This window comes from Microbacterium sp. F2, assembly GCF_052274505.1.
In the GTDB taxonomy this organism is placed as follows: domain Bacteria; phylum Actinomycetota; class Actinomycetes; order Actinomycetales; family Microbacteriaceae; genus Microbacterium.
Genome location: NZ_JBNVBV010000001.1, coordinates 96,088 through 114,119, shown reverse-complemented (window position 1 = coordinate 114,119; position 18,032 = coordinate 96,088). Strand labels below are relative to the sequence as shown.

The following is an 18,032-nucleotide window of genomic DNA, read 5'->3' as shown; positions in this document are numbered from 1 at the left end:
TTAGATCCGTTGTCCCCTCAAAATCCTTCGTCGAACCGGCAGCTCCCCCACCGGGAGTCCAATACTACATATGGGTGCCGACATCAGATAGCACCACAAGGGGTAGTAGTTACATTCGTGTAGTTTTCCACCGCTCTCCTCAGATACAACGCGATTTGTCCACCGTTTCATCCACAGATCGACCAACCCGCGAAACCTGGGAGAAGCCTGAAATCACGCGGGTCCGGGTGCCTGCATCCGTCATCCCTCCACAGCGCGACGCTACGGCGATCCACCGACATCGAATTCGCCTGTGGATTGCGTTTCCGGCGTGTCGCGGCGTGTCGCAGCATCCGTCCACGCACCGCGTGGTCCGCGCTCCGATATCGCCCAACCGGTTCGGCGCGACTACCGTAGGAGGGTGGCGGGATATGGAGAACTGCTGCGCACTCCGGGGGTCGCGCGCATCATCGCAGCGCAGCTGACAGCGCGGTTCCCGAACGGGATGACGAGCCTGGCGATCCTGCTGCACATTGAGCAGGTCACGGGCTCTTACGGCTCCGCTGGGCTCGTGCTGGCGGCGACCTCCGTCGGGCAGGCTGTCGCGGGTCCGATCACGAGCAGGTGGATGGGCCTGTGGGGCATGCGGCGGGTGTTGACCGTGACCCTCGCCATCTGCGCTGCCGCGATCGCGTGTATCGCGGCGTTCGCCCTCCCCTTGCCCGCCTATATGGTGCTGGGGCTCATCGCGGGTCTATCAACACCGCCGGTTCAGGCAGCGGTTCGAACGATCTACCCGAAGATGGTCAACTCGCGACAGGTGACTCCCCTGTACTCGCTGGATGCCTCGCTGCAGGAGATCATCTGGGTCGTCGCTCCCGTGCTCATCACGTTCGTCGCGACGCAGATCGGCACGGTCCAAGCCCTCGCGCTCATCGTCATCGTGCTGCTGGGCGGCGGCGCGTGGTTCATCCTCTCCCCCGAGGTCGGCCGGGTGCGCATCCCTCGCAGTCGGCGCAGCTTCGGAAAGGTGCTCGGCAAGCCCGCGGTGCTGCTGGCAACGGTCGTCGGCTTCCTCTTGATCGGTGCCTGTGCCGCCGTCGAGGTCGGCGTGGTCGCCACCTTCGGACACGAGGGGATCGAGGCGGGCCTTGTGCTTGCCGTCTTCGCCATCGGAAGCCTCGCCGGCGGTCTCTCCTTCGGGCATATCCCGATCGGACCATGGGCGACGGCCAGACGGATGCTGATCGTTGCGGCAGGACTCAGCCTCACGATGATCTCGCTCAACGCCTGGTGGCTGGGCGCGACACTCGCCGTCGCGGGACTCGGTGTAGCGCCAGCACTCGCAGTGATCTTCGCGATGACATCTGCGAGCGTCAAGTTCAGCGAGACCGCCGAGGCCTACGGCTGGATTGGAACCGGACAGCTCATCGGTGCGGCCGCAGGTTCGGCAGTCGCGGGTTTCCTCGTCGACGGCGCGGGCCCCCAGGGCGCCTACCTCGCCGCAGCACTGTTCGCCGCCACCGGCGCGATCGTGGCGATCGTGTTCGTCCGTGGCTTCCCCGACCTGCGCGACCGGGATCCGAGCCCCATCCCCGATACCGAGCCCGTTCCCACGATCACCTGACCCTCGCGTTCACCGCGCGCGCCTACGATGAACCCGTGACGTACACCCGGCTCGCCTGGACTCTTCTTGCCATTGCACTGTTGATCGTCACGGTCTTCGAGAGCATCGGCCACGGATGGGTGACCGCCGGGATCATCATCGTGTTCGCGGTGCTCCCCGACATCTCCCTGATCGGGGCGTCCAGCAGCCAGCGCGGCATCATTCGCCCCGAACGCGTCGCGTTCTACAACTGGTTGCATCAGGCGTGGATTCCGGCGCTGCTGTTCTTCCTCGGCGGCTCCATGGCATACCTGTGGGAGATGCGGGAGGTCGGACTGCCGCTGTTCTGGTGCGGCATGGGCTGGCTGCTTCACATCGCTCTGGATCGGACTTTCGGATTCGGCATGCGCGCACCCGACGGCACGATCATTCCCGTCGGCACGTACAGGCCGCGCGCGCGCTGAAAGGATGCCGAAGCCATGACAAGCCCTGACCACCGCAGCCCCTTCGACCCAGCATCCGTGCTGCCCGATGAACTGCTCGAGCGGTTCCGCGAGCGTGCGGCGCGGCACGACAGCGACAACACCTTCCCACACGACGACCTCGCCGACCTGACGGATGCCGGGTACCTCGCGCTGTTCGCTCCGACGGAACTCGGCGGGTCGGGCCTCGGTCTTGCCGAGGTGTCGCTCCTGCAGCAGCGCCTGGCTACCGCAGCCCCGGCGACAGCGCTCGCGATCAACATGCACCTTGTGTGGACCGGTGTCGCGAAGGCGCTCGCCGATCGCGGCGTCGACGACCTGCGCTTCGTGCTCGAAGGCGCCGTGGCCGGCGAGATCTTCGCGTTCGGCATCAGCGAGGCGGGCAACGATCTCGTGCTCTTCGGCAGTGACACTGACGCCGCGCCGCAGTCGGACGGCTCATACGCCTTCACCGGCACAAAGATCTTCACCTCCCTCGCGCCGGTCTGGACGCAGCTCGGGCTCCACGGCCTGGACACCACCTCTCCTGACGGCCCGAAGATGGTCTACGCGTTCGTGCCGCGGTCCGAAGAGGATGCCGGACGAATCGTCACCCGCGACGACTGGAACACGCTCGGCATGCGCGCCACGCAGTCCCGCACGACTCAGCTGCGGGGCGCCCTGGCCGCGGCAGACCGGGTCGTGCGTCGCATCCCTCCCGGGCCGAACCCCGACCCGATCGTGTTCGGCATCTTCAGCGTCTTCGAGATTCTGCTGGCGTCGGTCTACACCGGAATCGCACGGCGGGCACTGGATGTCGCTGTCGCGACCGTCGGCACGCGCCGGTCGAAGAAGACGGGACTCACCTACAGTCAGGATCCCGACATCCGGTGGCGGATCGCCGATATGGCCCTCGCGTACGACGCGCTTCCCCCGCAGCTAGAGACGCTCAGCCGCGACATCGACACCCTCGTCGATCACGGGCCGCGGTGGTTCTCGCTCCTGTCGGGCGTGAAACACCGCGCCGTCACCATGGCCAAGGCCGTCGTGGATGATGCGATCCTCGTGGCTGGCGGGTCGAGCTACTTCGCCGGGAGCGAGCTCAGCCGACTCTACCGCGACGTGCTCGCCGGGATGTTCCACCCGTCCGACCCGGAGTCCGCTCACGCCACCGTGGCGACGGCGTGGCTCGGGCCGGTCTCGGGTTGAGCTCTCGCGCTTCCTGATCGGCGCGACCAGCGACGTGTGAGGATGTGGGAATGGCACGCACGCCGACCTCCGCGCTGAGCCCCGCAGACCAAGCGCGGCGACGAGGGCTTCGAACGATGAAGTCCGTCGCGCTCGGGGCGCTGCTGCTCATGGCAGTCCTGTTCCTCGTCGGCTTCATCGGCCAGCAACAGATTCCGGGGCTCACCTACCTGCGCGCGGCAGCCGAAGGCGGAATGGTCGGTGCGCTGGCGGACTGGTTCGCGGTCACGGCGCTGTTTCGGCATCCGTTGGGGATCCCGATCCCCCACACCGCGATCATCCCGCGGCGGAAAGACGAGATCGGTCAGTCGCTGGGCGAGTTCGTCGAGACGAACTTCCTCGCGACGGATGTCGTGCGCACCAAGCTCGAATCGACCTCGATCGCCGCCCGCCTGGGTGCGTGGCTGAGCGATCCCGCGCACGCGGCGCGGATCGGGTCGGAAGCGGCGGCGATGGGTTCCGGCATCCTTCGCGCCCTCAGCGACGACGACGCTCAAGAGGTCATCACCGCCCTCGCCCGCGAGCACCTCATCGTGCCGGAGTGGTCGCCGGCGATCGGCGAGTGGCTCGGCCGCATCGTCGACGCCGACGCCCACCGAACCGCCGTGGACCTCGCCGCCGAGAACATCGACGAGTGGCTCGCGAACAACCGGGATGCCTTCACGGGCCTGGTCTCGGGGCGCCTACCCTCCTGGGTGCCGAGCATCGCCGCGCGCCTCGTCGACGAGACCGTGTACTCCGAGGCCGTCGGGTTCGTGCGTGCCGTGCGAACCAATCCCGAGCATCCGGCCCGTGCTGCGATCACCGCCTACCTCAGCCGCTTGTCCGAGAGCATGCAGCACGACCCGCAGACGATCGGCCGATTCGAGGATGCCAAGCTCGCGATCTTCGACAGCCCCCGCGTTCGCGACCTAGCAACCCATGCCTGGAGCACGGCAAAGTCGGGCCTTCTCGACGCGCTCGCCGACCCGCAGAGCGGACTGCGCACACAGATCGACAGTGCCCTTCGTGACATCGGTGAACGGCTCGTGCGCGAACCCGAACTGCAGCGTCGCGTCGACACCTGGGTGACGGATGCCGCAGTCTTCCTCGTCGACCGATATCGCCACGACATCGCCTCGCTGATCACCGACACCGTCGAGCGGTGGGATCCTGCCGAGACGACCGAGAAGATCGAGCTCATGGTGGGCCGCGATCTGCAGTACATCCGCCTCAACGGCACGATCGTCGGCGCGCTGGCGGGCCTTGCGATCTACACGATCGCGCACGCCCTGTTCGGCTGAGTGCCCCTTGCAGCGATCAGGCGCGGTCACACGACGCTGATGACGGTCCCGCCAGTGAGGTCGACCAGCTGCGGGAACGTCAACGGAAACACCGTGTGCGGCGTGCCGCCTGCCGCCCAGATCTCGGGGAACGCGGCGAGGTCTTCGTCGACGATCGTCACGAGCGGCGCCGGATGGCCCGTCGGCGCAACTCCTCCGATCGCCTGGCCCGTCGCCTGACGCACCTGATCGGGGGTCGCGCGGATGATCGATGTCCGCCCGAGCCGCGTCGCCAATTCCTTCGTATCGACGCGGTGGGCGCCGCTGGTCATGACCAGAAGTGGCTCACCGTCGGACCAGAACACGAGGCTGTTCGCGATAGCGCCCACCTCGACTCCGAGGGCTTCGGCTGCCAGCGCCGCGGTGGAGGCGGCATCCGGGAGAACGACGATGTCGCCGGGAATCCCCGCGGCGCGGATCGCGTCGTGGACGAGGCGGCTGCGAGCAGGAAGGTGATCGGACATGATCTGAGCCTAGGGCGAGCAGCAAGCACCCTCCGGATATTCTGTGCCCATGAGCTTCTTCGGCGGCGGGTCGGGCAACGACAAGAACAAGATCACGCCCGCGCGCATCACGATCTGGGTTGTCGTCGCCGGTGTTGGCGTGTATCTGGTCGTTTCGGGCCTGGTCGGCGTCCTCTCGGGCGGAAGCTGACACGCTCACGGATGCCGTGGCACCAGCCAGCGGCATCCGTAGGCTTGCCGCGTGGGAGTCTGGCTTGCCGCGCTGAGCGGCCTGATCGGCGGCGGCGCTCTGTTCGTCGGTGCCGGCGTCGCGTGGTTCGTGAAGGTGCCGCGGCTCGTAGTCATGGCGATCATGGCTTTCGGCGCCGGCGTGCTGATCTCGACACTGGCATTCGAGTTGGTGGCCGAAGCTGCTGACGGCGGCGGCATCGTTCCGACCGCTGCCGGTTTCCTCGGCGGCGCCGTGATCTACATCGTCGCCGACTGGGCAGTCTCACGCCCAAAGCCCGCAGCTACCGACTCCCGCAACATCGCCAAGCGCCGCGGGAAGGGCAAGGCCGCGCTTTCTGCCGGAGGAGCAGCGATCGCGATCGGGTCGCTCATCGACGGCATCCCCGAGTCTGTGGTCTTGGGACTCTCGGTGTTGCAGACGGGCGGACTCAGCATCCCGGTCGTCGCAGCGATTGCGATCAGCAACATTCCCGAGGGGCTCTCGTCGACGGCGGCCTTCAAGCAGGATGGGAGCCGTGGCCGGACTGTCGCGGTGCTGTGGGGCGGCATCACTGCGGCGTCCGTTGTCGCAGCCGTGGTCGGATACCTGGCCCTCCAGACCGCGCCACCCGAGCTCATCGCCATTATCACGAGCATCGCTGCGGGCGCTTTGCTCGCCATGGTCGCGAACACGATGATCCCCGAAGCGTTCGAGCGCCTTCACTTCCTGACGGGCCTGTGGGCGACCCTCGGATTCCTGCTCGCGTTCGTCATGCACGAGCTGAGCTGAGGCGCGGTCGAACCTCAGCCCTTCCCGCCGGGCGGGCCGATCATCAACAAGCTCACGTAGAGCATGACGACAGCCGCGGCGATGAGGATGCCGAGTATCCACGGGCGGCGCAGGAACCAGCGCAACGCACGGTCGTACCAGGCGCCATCGCGCGGGTCGTCGGTCTGCTCAAGGCGCCAGGTCCCGGCGAGCGATCCGCGCCGGTGCAGCCAGATCTCCGTCGGGATCGTGGCGTACGGCACGACGGCACTGACGAGACCGACAACGGTCGGCCACGCCCGCCATCTGTTGTTCAGCGCCACGAGGATCACCGTGGCGCCGTAAGACAAGAAGATGAAGCCGTGGATGCCGCCCCCGATCGTTACGGCGAGCGCGAGCTCCGGGTTCACGGCGCGAGCGATGAGCGCTGCGATGAGCAGGGTCCACGAAATCGCCTCGAGGATGGCGAGGGTGCGAAAGAGGGAGAGCGGAGTTCGGAACACTCCTTCAGCATAGCTGAAGGAGTGTTCCGAACTCCATTCCGACGATCCGGGTATATAGTTGCGTCTGGTCAACCATCTTTCGGGCGCTCTGCCCCTCTTTTCTCGTGAGGCACTATGTCAACTGCTGCAGTTCGCCCTGCCGCCGGCGCTCCGGTGATGACACACCGAGAGATCCTCGTGGTCATCTTCGGCCTCATGGCCGGTATGTTCCTCTCTGCGCTGGATCAGACCATCGTCGGCACCTCGATCCGCACGATCGGCGACGACCTCAATGGACTGAGCCTGCAGGCGTGGGTCACCACGGCGTACCTCATCCTGGCGACGATCTCGACGCCGATCTACGGCAAGCTGTCTGACATCTTCGGCCGTCGTCCGCTGTTCATCATCGCGATCGGGATCTTCATCATCGGCTCGATCCTGGCCAGCTTCTCGCAGTCGATGGTGCAGCTCGCCGTGTTCCGCGCGATCCAGGGCCTCGGTGCCGGTGGCCTGATGTCGATGCCCCTCGCGATCATGGGCGACATCCTCGCGCCGCGCGAGCGAGCCCGCTACCAGGGATACTTCCTGGCCGTCTTCGGTATCTCTTCGGTGATCGGCCCGCTCATCGGCGGCCTGTTCGCCGGCGCCGACCAGATCCTGTGGATCGACGGATGGCGCTGGGTCTTCCTCATCAACGTGCCGATCGGTATCGCGGCCCTCGCGGTCGTCGTGCGCTTCCTCCACATTCCCCGCCATAACGGCGCCCGCTCGGTTCGCATCGACTGGTGGGGGGCTGCCGCCGTCATCGTCGCCCTCGTGCCGCTGCTGCTGGTCGCCGAGCAGGGCCGCGAGTGGGGTTGGGATTCGCCCATCGCCATCTCCTGCTACGTGATCGGCGCCATCGGCATCCTGGCCTTTGTGCTCATCGAGCGGGCGATGAAGGATGACGCGATCATCCCCCTGAAGCTGTTCAGCTCCCCCACGTTCTCGATGGCAACCGTCATCGGCGTGTTCGTCGGCTTCGGGATGTTCGGCGCGATGCTCACGATCCCCCTGTACCTGCAGCTCGTCCTGGGCTCGACCCCGACCGAGAGCGGCCTCCAGCTGCTGCCGATGATCCTCGGCCTCATGATCTCGTCGATCGCGAGCGGCCAGATCATCGCGCGCACCGGCAGGTACCGCATCTTCCCCATGACCGGCACCGCGTTCATGGCGCTCGGCTACTTCGTCTTGACGTTCATGCGATACGACTCGTCCTACTGGATGATCGCCGGCGCGATGCTGCTGCTCGGGCTCGGGCTCGGGCAGCTCATGCAGACCCTCACGATCGCGAGCCAGAACTCCGTCGGCGCGCGCGACATGGGTGTGGCCACGAGCGCGTCGACCTTCTTCCGTCAGATCGGTGGCACCGCCGGGACTGCCGTGCTCCTCTCGCTGCTGTTCACGGTGCTCCCCACCAACGTGCAGACCGCTTTCCAGAACGAGACGAACCTGTCGGGCGCACTGAACGCCGCACTGACTCCCGAGATCGCGAACGCTCCCGAGAACGCGGCGATCATGCAGACGATCTACACCCCGATCGTTTCAGCCGTTACTGATGCAACCACGCAGCAGATCGAGCAGGGGCTGCAGCAGGCAACGGATGCCGCCACTCAGGCCGTCGCCGATCAGGTCGCGGCAGGGACCATCCCGGCATCCGCGCAAGAGGCAGCCACCGCGGCTGCCGTCGCGCAGGCGCAGGCCGCGGCGACGGCACAGATCGAGGAGCAGATCCCGGTCGCGCAGATCTCGAGCGACGGCACGGTCACACTCGACTTCTCAGACGCCGCCGACCGCGAGGCCTTTGTGGCACAGATCATTCCGCAGATCGAGGAACAGTTCGCCGGTGGCGGCGAGAGCTCGCTCGATAGCAGCACGATGGATGACACCTCGTTCCTCACCGGCGCGAACCCGGCGCTCGCTGAGCCGCTGCTCATCGCCTTCAACGAGTCGACGGTGCTGGTCTACTGGGTCGGGATGTACGTCGTTCTCATCGCCTTCGTGCTCTCGCTCTTCTTCCGCACCCCGCCGTTGCGCGATCGCTCCGCACTGCAGGAAGCCGCCGACGACGAGGCGATGCTCGCGACCGCCGCGGCGGAGGAGTTCGGCGCAATGGTCACGCCCGGCACGGCAACGGGTCCCGTACCGACGAGCGCAGGAACCCGCAGCTAGGAGACTCGCTCCATCCAGGTAGTCCCTGCCCTACGACGCGTCGCAGCTAAGCGTTGCCACCGTCGATGCGCTCGAGCAGGTCCTTGAGCGCATCACGGATCGCCGTATGGTCGTACTGGCCGGCCCGGCTCTCAGCCGAGATCACCCCCGAGCGATGTACGCGGGCGAGGTCACCGTACGGAAAGCTGTAGGCGCCTTTAGTCTCGGGTTCTCACTCCGATCGACACCCAGATGCCAGTGCGAGAACTCGGTCCATCCGTGCTGTTCGATGAAGGTGTTCTCGTCGTCCGGTGACGGGGCGGCCTCTGACCACTCGTCGCGCTCACCGCGCACGACCTCTCCTTCGCGAATCAGCTTTTGCGCCTACTCCCAGGCAGGCTTGTTCAGTTCGATAGCCATGACGCCGACGGTACGGAGTGCGAACCGGATCGGCGAACGGATTGCGCGGCCCGAGCGGATGTGCAACGGCAGCGGGCGATCAGTCGCACTTCGCGAGGTCGGTCTGCGCGAGGGGTTGCCCATCCTCGATGACGTAGGTCACCAACAGCACGACATCCTCGGTACCCTCATTGACGCCTTGGTGGATGTATCCTGCGCCCTCGACGATCGCGTCTCCGGTCTCGTAAACGTGCACGCCTCCCGGGTAAATGGGAGCGTAATGCGTCAGCGTTCCCTGTTCGACAACGGCAATGAGTTGACCGGCATGGCAGTGCTCGCCCGTTCCCGCACCGGGACGCAGAGTGATGCGGCGGAACACCACTTGTGAGGATCCCTCGACCTGAACCTCGACACCGTCGGGGTCCTCGCCGACAGCAAGGTCTTCAGCGGTCACCGGCGCAAGACTCACGGATGCCGTGGCAGAACTCGTCGGTGAGGCATCAGGGGATGACGTACAGCCGGCCAAGAGCACGCAGGCTGCAACGATGACCGCGGGGAAGCTTCGGCGCAGATGCATGACGCAAGAGTGACACATAGCCGCTCGCGACAGCAGTCAGGTCTTCTAGTCGCCTATGACGCGACTCAGGAGAGACCTATGACGCGACTCAACACAGGGTGGACCTGAGGGGATTCGAACCCCTGACCTCCTCGATGCGAACGAGGCGCGCTACCAACTGCGCCACAGGCCCGTGAACCCAGTAACACTATCACGCACGCCCCGGCGGGCTGAATCGCTGGAGCCCCTAAGCGCTGGCAGCGCGGCGGCTCAACAGATCGCGCACGTGGGCTTCGATCTCGGCGTCGTCGACGTACCCCATACGCGCGAAATCCACTCCCGCCGCAGCGGCAGTCTCCCGCGCAGGTGCAGCGACGGATGCCGCCTGCCGGGCACGTTCACGCTCGGCGCGAGCGCGGTCGATCGTGGGCGGCGCAGCGGCTTCCGCGCGCTGGCGCATTGCCTCATCCAGCGCCGCTCGGCGAAGAGCCTCGCGCGCTGCAACACCGTCGAGTGTTGCGGCTGCGCGGGATCCGGATGCCGCGGTGAGGGGCTTGGGCAGTTCGCGCGGCGCCCACTGGCGCGAGACGGGTAGAGCGACATCCTGCACCGTGGGGGCTGCCCGCACGGGGGCTTCCACGGTGACCTGGGACCGCACGGCGGCACGCGACGAGATACGGGCCATTTGCACGAGCATTGCTGCACAGACCGCAAGGATGCCGGCCGACCACCACAGCAGAGTCTGCGATCCGGTCGTGGCCAGCTGCCACGCGCCCCAACCGAGGAAGGCAATGGCGACGAGCCCGACGATCGTGGTCAACAGCCGCGCACGGCGGCGAGCGCGAGCACGACGAGCTGCCGGAAGCGACCGCGCGGCAACGAGCTCGGAACGGGCCTCCTCAACCGCTGCCTGCTCCCGCTCCGCGGCGGCAAGCTTGGCGAGCCGCTCTCGCTCGGCGAGCGCGCGCTTGGCTTCGCGCTGCTGCGCTTGTGCGGTGCGGGTGTTGAGCTCGAGGCGAACCTCGTCCGGCGTCTCGCTCGTCTCGGCGAGAACGCGCAGCGCCTGGTTCAAGCGGACGGCGTTTCGTTCGGCCGCGTCGTACTGGCGACGCTCGTACCAGGAGGGCACGAGATAGACGAGCCACAGGAGCACGGAAACCGCGACGATCACGCCACCCCCGAGTACCTGCCCATCCATGATCCATACGGTATGCGACGCGGACGCACGATCCCGGGAGCCCGCGACGTGTGTCTGTCTCGGTTTGCGCCAACAGGCACCGATTCAGACGGGCATCCGGTCTTCGGGAGGCACGGTCGCGGCATCCGGCGGGACCCGCCCCGCCACCCACCGGTGCAGCACACCTTCGGGAACGTCCTCGCGCACGAGCGCGAAGGCGTAGTGGTCACGCCAGTCACCGTCGATGTGGATGTAGCGACGCCGATACCCCTCATAGCGGAAGCCGAGCTTCTCAACCACCCGCAGACTCGCCCGATTCTCGGGACGGATGCAGATCTCAACCCGATGCAGGTTGAGTTCTCGGAAGCAGATGTCGGTGGCGAGGGCGACCGAAATCGGCGTCACGTTGCGGCCGGCGAACTCCTCGGCGATCCAGTACCCGATCGTCGCAGAGGCAAGGGAACCCCGAGCGATCCCCCAGACGTTGAGCTGTCCGGCGCACTGCCCCTCGTACTCCATCACGTAGGGCACACCGGCTCCCTCGCGATGCTGCTGCAAGAGGCGACGGATGCTGAGCCTCATGTCGAACGAGACCGGCCCATCGGGGCTGGTCGCCTCCCACCGCCGCAACCACGATCGATTGTCGAGGAGCTGCTGCTGCAGAACGCGGGCGTCGCGCGGTCGGATGAGACGAATGGATACCGGACCGTGGTGGAAGGGCGACGTCAGATCCACGTGACCCTCCCACCCGGGCGGCGCTACAGGGTCGCCGCGAAATCCTTCAACCAGGGCTTCAGCTCGGCGCCAAGGTCTTCACGATCCGAGGCGAGCTGAACGATGGCCTTGATGTAGTCCACCTTATCGCCGGTGTCGTAGCGGCGTCCTCGGAAGATCACGCCGCGCACACCCGGTCCGTCCGGGTCGGTCGCCAGTTCCTCGAGCGCATCGGTGAGCTGGATCTCCCCACCCTTGCCCGGCTCGGTGTGCTCGAGAACGTCGAACACGCTCGGCGCGAGCACATAGCGACCGATGATCGCAAGATTCGAGGGAGCGTCTTCCGTGGCAGGCTTCTCGACGAGACCTCCAACGGTCACGACATCCGGGTCATCGGTGGGCTCAGCAACCGCGCAACCGTAGAGGTGGATCTGCTCGGGGTCGACCTCCATGAGCGCGACGATCGCGGCACCCGTTCGGCGGTGCTCATCGAGCATCTTGGTCAGCAGCGGGTCGCGCTCGTCGATCAGGTCATCACCGAGGAGCACCGCGAACGGGTGGTTACCGACGTGCGACTTCGCACGCAGCACTGCGTGGCCCAGGCCCTTGGGCTCACCCTGGCGCACCATGTGCACCTCGGCGAGGTCCGAGGAGTGCTCGACGGCCGCCAGCTTCTTGCCGTCGCCCTTCTCGCGCAGCTTCTCTTCGAGCTCGGGAACCGAGTCGAAGTGGTTGGCAATGTTGTTCTTGTTCCGCCCGATGATGATCAGCACATCCTGGATGCCAGCAGCCGCGGCCTCTTCCACGACGTACTGGATCGCCGGCTTGTCAACCACCGGCAGCATCTCTTTGGGCATGGCTTTGGTGGCAGGAAGGAAGCGAGTGCCGAGACCCGCCGCGGGAATCACTGCCTTGAAGGGGAGATCAGACATGGCCCTCACTCTACCGAGAGGCTATGAACACGATGTGACGGATACGCGACGCGCCGTCACCCCTTGACATCGGGGGGCCGGAGCCTGTCTGCGCACGCAAGCAGCCTAGAATCTACGCATGTCTGATGCGATCGCCGATGCCAAGCGTGCGATGCGCGCGGACCTTCGAGAGCGTCGGCAGACGCACTCCGAAACCGCCCGGGAAGCCGCCGCCGAAGGCATCCGCTCCCAGCTCGATACCCTCGTGGAGCGCTCGGGCGCAACATCCCTCTCGTGCTTCCTGTCGACGACAACCGAGCCGGGCACGCGAGAGTTCGTGAATGCCGCCATCGACCGCGGCTTGCGCGTCCTGCTCCCTATCACCCGCGCCGACGGGCTCCTCGACTGGACGGTCGCCGAGCGCGACGGCAGCGAGGTCGAGGGGCTGTTCGGGATGCCCGAGCCCACCGGCGAGCTCCTCGGCCCGATCGCTGTGAACGACGTCGACCTCATGATCATCCCCGCCGCCGCCGTGGACACCACCGGCATGCGGCTCGGCTGGGGTCGCGGCTATTTCGATAAGACGATCGGCTCGATGGAGCGCTGCCCGCCCGTCTACGCCGTCATTTTCGACGACGAACTCGTGCCCGCTGTTCCGCGGGACGTCCACGACCAACCGGTCACCGGCGTGGTCACGCCGACCCGTATCGTCGACCTGCATCCTCACCGCTGAACCCTCGCACCCACCGAAAGACCACCGATGCCCACCTATGCCTACGCCTGCCGCCAATGCGGCCACCGATTCGAAGCCGTGCAGTCCTTTACGGATGCCTCCCTCACCGAGTGCCCGGAGTGCGGCGGATCACTTCGCAAGGAGTACGGATCGATCGGCGTGACCTTCAACGGATCCGGCTTCTACCGCACCGACTCACGGGCGGGTAGTGGCGGCAAGGACTCCGGCGGCTCGGGATCGAAGGAATCCGGCTCGAAGGACTCGGGATCGAAGTCGGACAGCTCGAGCTCATCGTCGAGTTCAGGTTCGTCGTCAGGGTCGAGCGCCTCGACGAGCACCGCGACCACCTCCAGCTGACGCTCGACACAACGAAGGGACCACCATGATCAAGGGATTCCGGGAGTTCATCCTCCGCGGTAACGTCATCGACCTCGCGGTAGCCGTCGTCATCGGCGCTGCCTTCACCGGCATCGTCAACGCGATCGTCTCCGGTCTGATCAATCCCATGATCGCCTACGTGTTTCAGGCGGAAAGCCTCAACGGACTCACCTGGGATGTGCCGACGCTCATGGGTGGAACCACCACCTTCGCCTGGGGTTCGATCATCGGCGCGGTCATCAACTTCCTCGCGGTAGCCGTGGTCGTCTACTTCGTCTTCGTCATGCCGATGAACAAGCTCAAGGAGCGCGCCGCTGCTCGCGAGCAGCTGCCGCCCGAGCCCGAGCCGATGCCGAGCGAAGCCGAGATCCTCATCCAGATCCGCGATCTGCTCCAGAAGCAGAACGACGCGGCGCCGCCGAAACCCTGACGCAGCGTCAGTAGTGCGGAGGGACGTCGGCTCGTAGGCGGTCGTCGTTCGGGCCGGTGTCAGACGAGGTCGAGGGCGCGTCGGCGTCGGCGTCGGCGTCGGCATCCGGGGTTTCGGGGGCGACATCCGTGCCCGGGGCCGGAGTCAGACGTGCGCGACGTGATCCGGGAACGCGCTCGACGCGCTGACGCTCGTCAGGCGACGACATCGATCGGCTGCGTGTCACCCTCGGCAACGGGCGATTCGACGGTTACGCCGAGGATGCCGGCGATGCGCTGTGCGACGCCGCCGGGGTCGCTGTATAGATCGAACGAGTGCACGCGCACGTAGTGCCAGCCGAGGCGCCGCAGAATCTGGGGCCGCAGCCGCAGCGACTCGCGCAGCGATCCGCCGATGGTCTCGGGATCGCTTTCAGCGACGACGGCCTTGCCCTGGTGGTGCGCGACCAGCGGAAGCAGGCCTCGGTAGTTCACCTCGACTGCAACCCCCAGGCGGCGCAGCTCCTTCGCGAGCGAGAGCATCAAAGGGTCGCCGTCATCCTCGTGCCGCGAGACTCGAGCGCGACGCTCAACGTCGCCGAGGATCGACATGAGGGATGCCGCCCCGTGCGCCAGCCGGCCGTCATCAACGGCACCGGGACGGATGCAGGAAACGATCACCATCGAGCGGCGAGCGCGCGTCATCCCCACGGTCAGCAGCCGCTCACCGTCGGAGGTCGAAAGATCACCGAAGTCGCTGAGGACGCGCCCGTGTCGGGTGAGCCCGTACCCGAGCGAGAAGATGACGCGGTCGCGGCTCTCGGCCACCGACTCTTCGAGCGTGAGCACCGAGAACGGCTCGGCGGAGTCACGGGCGACGAAGTCGGCGACATCAGACCGACCCGCGAAGGCGCGGTCAACGGCAGCACGGATGCGGGCAGCGTGCTTCGCGCTGGCCGTGATGACCATGAGTGACTCGGAGCCGCGGTTGACGGCGTGCTCGACGACGAGGGTCACAACGCGCTGAACCTCGGCATCCGGGCTCTCGACGGCACCGGACTCGGGGTCGGGCACACCGATTCCGCCCTCGACATAGTCGACCGAGAGGCTCCCCCGCCCGAGGTACGATCCCGCCCAGGGCAGGGAGACGATCTCACCGCCGTAGAAGGCGCCGTTGACGAGCTCCGCGAGGTCCTCACCGCCCGCGCGATAGCTGCGCGTGAGCGTCTCGACCGGCAGGATCTCAGCAAGTCGCTCGAACACGCTCGCGTCGTCGAACGGCTGCTCCGGCTCGTCGTCGTCGGTCGGCGAGCCGGCGGCGACACGGAACGCCGTCGGCTTCTGGGTCACCGGATCACCGAGCGCCACGATCTGTCGGCCGCGACGGATCGCGGGGGCAGCCTCGGCAAGGCTCAGGGATGCGGCATCCGAGATGATGACGACGTCGAAGACGAGGTCGTCAGGGATCGCGGGCACGTCGTAGGGCGAGGCCAGCCACACCGGCGCGAGCGAGCGCATGAGTGTGGGCGCTGTCGACACGACGGTTCGCGGTGAGGTTCGTCCCTCGCGCAGCGCCTGCTTCAGCGCTGCCGCCTCGTGGGGCTCATCGACGATTCCGACCCGCCACTGCGTTGCCAGCTGCGCGGCAAGAAGCTGCCCGGATGCCGCGGCATGCGCTTCGTCGACCAGCCGGAAGTCTCGCTCCAGGCGGTCGACGACTGCCGTATTGGCACCGAGAAGCGCCCGGTCGCTGCGCAACAGGTGCTCGAGCGCCGACTGCCACCACGCATATTCGAGCTCACCCGCGACCTGCTGTTCGGGCACGTGCCGCACCGAAAGATCGAGGAGCAGCGGCTCAAGGCCCAGGGATGCCAGTTCGCTGCGCAGGCTCGCGCGTTCCATGAGGTTCTCGAACACCTCCGACTCGGCTGCCAGCCCTGCGAGCGTGCGAACGAGTGTCTTCACCGGCAGCGATGCCAGCGCCTGCGAACCCGAACGCCCGAGAACGGCATCCAGTTCGCTGAGTTCGGCATCCACGCGCTGCCAGGCAACTGCGACATCAGCAAGTCCGAGCGGGATGTCGGGAACGACGTTCGCCTCGACGTAGCGCTGCCACTGCTGCCGCTGCTTCTGGATGCGAAGAAGCGCCTCGTACATGTCGCCGACGTGCACGCCCGGCCGCACGTACTCGCGGGAGAGGCGCCTAAGCCGGCGGCGATCGGCGCCGCTGAGCGTCGAGGTGTCACGGCGCGGGGCGTGAGCCTGAATCAGGTCACCGATGGGGCGCTCGAACACCGTCGGGCTGAAGCGATCCAGGGAATCACGGATGCCCTGCAAAAGCCGCAGGTACTCCCCCAGCTCGCCGACGCTCTCGAAAGGACGCATGTGCGTCTGCCCGAGCAGCACGTACCCGCGCTCGAGCAGGTGCGGAAGGTCCATGCGGTGCAGCTTGCCCGCCAGAGCATGCGCCGAGCGCGCCTGCTCGGTCGTGGCAAAGCTCACGCCGTACCAGGGCGAATCCGATGGGCCGATCCGGAACTCGCCGAGACGCGCCGCCGACGCAAGCTTGGCGGCGGCATCCTCTCGACCATTCGCGAGCCGCACAAGCGTCTCAATGTCCAGGCGTGCGGTCGTCGTCGGGGGTTGCTCGCGCTGGGCGAGTGCCGACAGTTCCCGCAGGATGTCGAGCACGGACGTTCCGAGGGCGTCGTGGCGATCGGCCAGCGACGACCGGTAGTCGCGCAGCACCGTGCGAAGGCGCACGAGGGCGTCATCGATCTCGGAAACCTTGGGGGCAACGGCCTTCTCATTGCGGCCGATCGCGCGGACGAGATCGCGCTGCAGTTCGCTCGGTGAGACGGCAAGGCCCGGAAGCCCAACGCCCGCGAGGCGGTGTCGGACCCCGTCGAGTGTCGAGCGTCGCGCACTGACGACGAGCACCCGCCGCCCCTCCCGCACAAGCGCTCCCACCGCGTTGATGACGGTCTGGGTTCCGCCGGTACCCGGCAACGTGTGAACGACCAGAGATTGACCGGCAGCAACCCGCGCCAGCACGGCTTCCTGCTCGGCGTCGGCATCCAGCAGCAGTGTGTCAGCAGAAGGCACGCGCTCGTCGGGCCCGGGCATCACCGGAACCGGACGCCGCAGCGTCACTGCCTCCCGATCGGCGGGGTGACCTGCGAGGGCATTCAGGACCGGATGATCCAACTGAGCCGAGTCGCGTACCATCGCGGACCCGACGTCCACAAACGTCGAGACGACGAGGCGCGGCTTGACCATGAACGACGGAATCTGCGCCATGAGCGCACGCAGGTGATCGATCACCGGCTGCGGCTTGAAGACGCCCTGATCGTAGGCAAGACCCGACAGGGCGTCACCGTCGAGTTCGATGCCGAAGTGCATCCGCATCGCGCGCAGGAGTTCGGGATTGACCTGGAAGCTGCCGTGCAGCTTCAGTTCGAAGTCGGTGTGGTGCCGGCGGATGGCCAACGGACGCAGCAACACGGGAGCTATGCAGTCAAGTCCCCCGAGACGCCACGATGCGATCCCGACAGCCAGGCGCACGGCATCGATCCCCCGGGCAGTCCGCAGCTCGACGTTCTTCGTTGTGATCCGCTCCGCAGCCCGACGAGCCGTGCCGAGGGCGACTTCGTCGCGGAACAGGCCCGACAGCAGCGTCGATCGTCCCGTGATGAACTGCGGAAGGCTCCCCGGATGCGCCTTGGTGATCTCGATTCCGGCATCCGGAGTATCGGAGAAATGCAAGAGCGCCGAGCGACCACCGAGATCCGCCGCCTGGGCGCGCAACCTCTCGCGCTCCTCCTCGGCGATGTGAACGATCGTCGCGTCGGTGTCAGCGAGGGTCAGGTCTGCGGGATCCACAGACACCGCACGCATCGCACCATCGGCGCCAAGGATGACGCCACCTTCTGCTCGCACCACACGGTCAGACTAGGTTGCGGTCTCGATGCGTCCCGGTAACGCACCACGAGTGTTGCGGTATTGCGCGACACGCCGAATCCGTC

The 18,032-nt window shown here is 66.6% G+C and carries 18 protein-coding genes and 1 tRNA gene; 10 read left to right on the top strand and 9 right to left on the bottom strand.

Annotated elements, in window-relative coordinates; all coding sequences use genetic code 11:
• Positions 1-400 precede the first annotated feature (400 nt).
• From ACQVDU_RS00570 to ACQVDU_RS00555, 4 genes are read left to right on the top strand one after another with little or no spacing between them, the layout of a single operon-like run.
• Complete coding sequence (locus tag ACQVDU_RS00570; RefSeq protein WP_443476020.1) at positions 401-1,606, top strand: MFS transporter; 1,206 nt, start codon at positions 401-403, stop codon at positions 1,604-1,606.
• Between the two features lie 35 nt (positions 1,607-1,641).
• Positions 1,642-2,049 (top strand): DUF4260 family protein, encoded by a 408-nt coding sequence (locus ACQVDU_RS00565; RefSeq protein WP_443476019.1) that lies wholly within the window; start codon positions 1,642-1,644, stop codon positions 2,047-2,049.
• A gap of 15 nt (positions 2,050-2,064) precedes the next feature.
• Positions 2,065-3,255: an acyl-CoA dehydrogenase family protein gene (locus ACQVDU_RS00560; RefSeq protein ID WP_443476018.1), complete on the top strand. Its 1,191-nt coding sequence runs from the start codon at positions 2,065-2,067 to the stop codon at positions 3,253-3,255.
• A 50-nt stretch (positions 3,256-3,305) separates the two neighbouring features.
• Positions 3,306-4,577 (top strand): DUF445 domain-containing protein, encoded by a 1,272-nt coding sequence (locus tag ACQVDU_RS00555; protein ID WP_443476017.1) that lies wholly within the window; start codon positions 3,306-3,308, stop codon positions 4,575-4,577.
• Positions 4,578-4,603: 26 nt separating this feature from the next.
• Here the strand turns inward: ACQVDU_RS00555 and ACQVDU_RS00550 are convergent, their stop codons facing one another.
• Positions 4,604-5,080: a YbaK/EbsC family protein gene (locus ACQVDU_RS00550; protein ID WP_300591356.1), complete on the bottom strand. Its 477-nt coding sequence runs from the start codon at positions 5,078-5,080 to the stop codon at positions 4,604-4,606.
• Positions 5,081-5,129: 49 nt separating this feature from the next.
• On the opposite strand from ACQVDU_RS00550, the gene ACQVDU_RS00545 reads away from it, so the two are divergent.
• Together ACQVDU_RS00545 and ACQVDU_RS00540 are read left to right on the top strand one after the other, a co-directional pair.
• Positions 5,130-5,270 (top strand): hypothetical protein, encoded by a 141-nt coding sequence (locus tag ACQVDU_RS00545; protein WP_443476016.1) that lies wholly within the window; start codon positions 5,130-5,132, stop codon positions 5,268-5,270.
• A gap of 51 nt (positions 5,271-5,321) precedes the next feature.
• Complete coding sequence (locus tag ACQVDU_RS00540) at positions 5,322-6,080, top strand: ZIP family metal transporter (protein WP_443476015.1); 759 nt, start codon at positions 5,322-5,324, stop codon at positions 6,078-6,080.
• 14 nt (positions 6,081-6,094) lie between these two features.
• Here the strand turns inward: ACQVDU_RS00540 and ACQVDU_RS00535 are convergent, their stop codons facing one another.
• The gene (locus tag ACQVDU_RS00535; RefSeq protein WP_443476014.1) at positions 6,095-6,562 is read right to left on the bottom strand and encodes a DUF3817 domain-containing protein; all 468 of its coding nucleotides are present in this window, start codon (positions 6,560-6,562) and stop codon (positions 6,095-6,097) included.
• Between the two features lie 114 nt (positions 6,563-6,676).
• On the opposite strand from ACQVDU_RS00535, the gene ACQVDU_RS00530 reads away from it, so the two are divergent.
• The gene (locus ACQVDU_RS00530; protein ID WP_363498543.1) at positions 6,677-8,752 is read left to right on the top strand and encodes an MDR family MFS transporter; all 2,076 of its coding nucleotides are present in this window, start codon (positions 6,677-6,679) and stop codon (positions 8,750-8,752) included.
• A gap of 478 nt (positions 8,753-9,230) precedes the next feature.
• Here ACQVDU_RS00530 and ACQVDU_RS00525 read toward each other — a convergent pair whose 3' ends face one another.
• The 5 genes from ACQVDU_RS00525 to galU all read right to left on the bottom strand — a co-directional run bounded on the left by ACQVDU_RS00525 (position 9,231) and on the right by galU (position 12,509).
• Positions 9,231-9,707, bottom strand: coding sequence for a cupin domain-containing protein (locus ACQVDU_RS00525; RefSeq protein WP_363498540.1), 477 nt, complete (start codon positions 9,705-9,707; stop codon positions 9,231-9,233).
• A gap of 99 nt (positions 9,708-9,806) precedes the next feature.
• Positions 9,807-9,879, bottom strand: a tRNA-Ala gene (locus ACQVDU_RS00520).
• Between the two features lie 54 nt (positions 9,880-9,933).
• Positions 9,934-10,884, bottom strand: coding sequence for a large exoprotein (locus tag ACQVDU_RS00515; protein ID WP_363498537.1), 951 nt, complete (start codon positions 10,882-10,884; stop codon positions 9,934-9,936).
• 84 nt (positions 10,885-10,968) lie between these two features.
• Entirely contained in the window at positions 10,969-11,598 is a 630-nt protein-coding gene (locus ACQVDU_RS00510) for a GNAT family N-acetyltransferase (protein WP_443476013.1), read from the bottom strand.
• A gap of 23 nt (positions 11,599-11,621) precedes the next feature.
• Complete coding sequence (gene galU, locus ACQVDU_RS00505) at positions 11,622-12,509, bottom strand: UTP--glucose-1-phosphate uridylyltransferase GalU (RefSeq protein WP_443476012.1); 888 nt, start codon at positions 12,507-12,509, stop codon at positions 11,622-11,624.
• A 118-nt stretch (positions 12,510-12,627) separates the two neighbouring features.
• On the opposite strand from galU, the gene ACQVDU_RS00500 reads away from it, so the two are divergent.
• The 3 genes from ACQVDU_RS00500 to mscL are packed head-to-tail and all read left to right on the top strand — an operon-like array spanning position 12,628 to position 14,029.
• Positions 12,628-13,221 (top strand): 5-formyltetrahydrofolate cyclo-ligase, encoded by a 594-nt coding sequence (locus ACQVDU_RS00500; protein ID WP_363498533.1) that lies wholly within the window; start codon positions 12,628-12,630, stop codon positions 13,219-13,221.
• Positions 13,222-13,248: 27 nt separating this feature from the next.
• Complete coding sequence (locus tag ACQVDU_RS00495; RefSeq protein WP_292709037.1) at positions 13,249-13,578, top strand: FmdB family zinc ribbon protein; 330 nt, start codon at positions 13,249-13,251, stop codon at positions 13,576-13,578.
• A 25-nt stretch (positions 13,579-13,603) separates the two neighbouring features.
• On the top strand, positions 13,604-14,029 hold the full coding sequence (mscL, locus tag ACQVDU_RS00490) for a large conductance mechanosensitive channel protein MscL (protein WP_292709039.1): 426 nt from the start codon (positions 13,604-13,606) through the stop codon (positions 14,027-14,029).
• Positions 14,030-14,036: 7 nt separating this feature from the next.
• Here the strand turns inward: mscL and ACQVDU_RS00485 are convergent, their stop codons facing one another.
• Positions 14,037-14,237, bottom strand: a complete 201-nt coding sequence (locus tag ACQVDU_RS00485; protein WP_443476011.1) for a hypothetical protein — start codon at positions 14,235-14,237, stop codon at positions 14,037-14,039.
• Entirely contained in the window at positions 14,224-17,904 is a 3,681-nt protein-coding gene (locus ACQVDU_RS00480) for an AAA family ATPase (RefSeq protein ID WP_443476380.1), read from the bottom strand. Before ACQVDU_RS00480 ends, ACQVDU_RS00485 begins: the two co-directional genes overlap by 14 nt.
• Positions 17,905-18,032 lie beyond the last annotated feature (128 nt).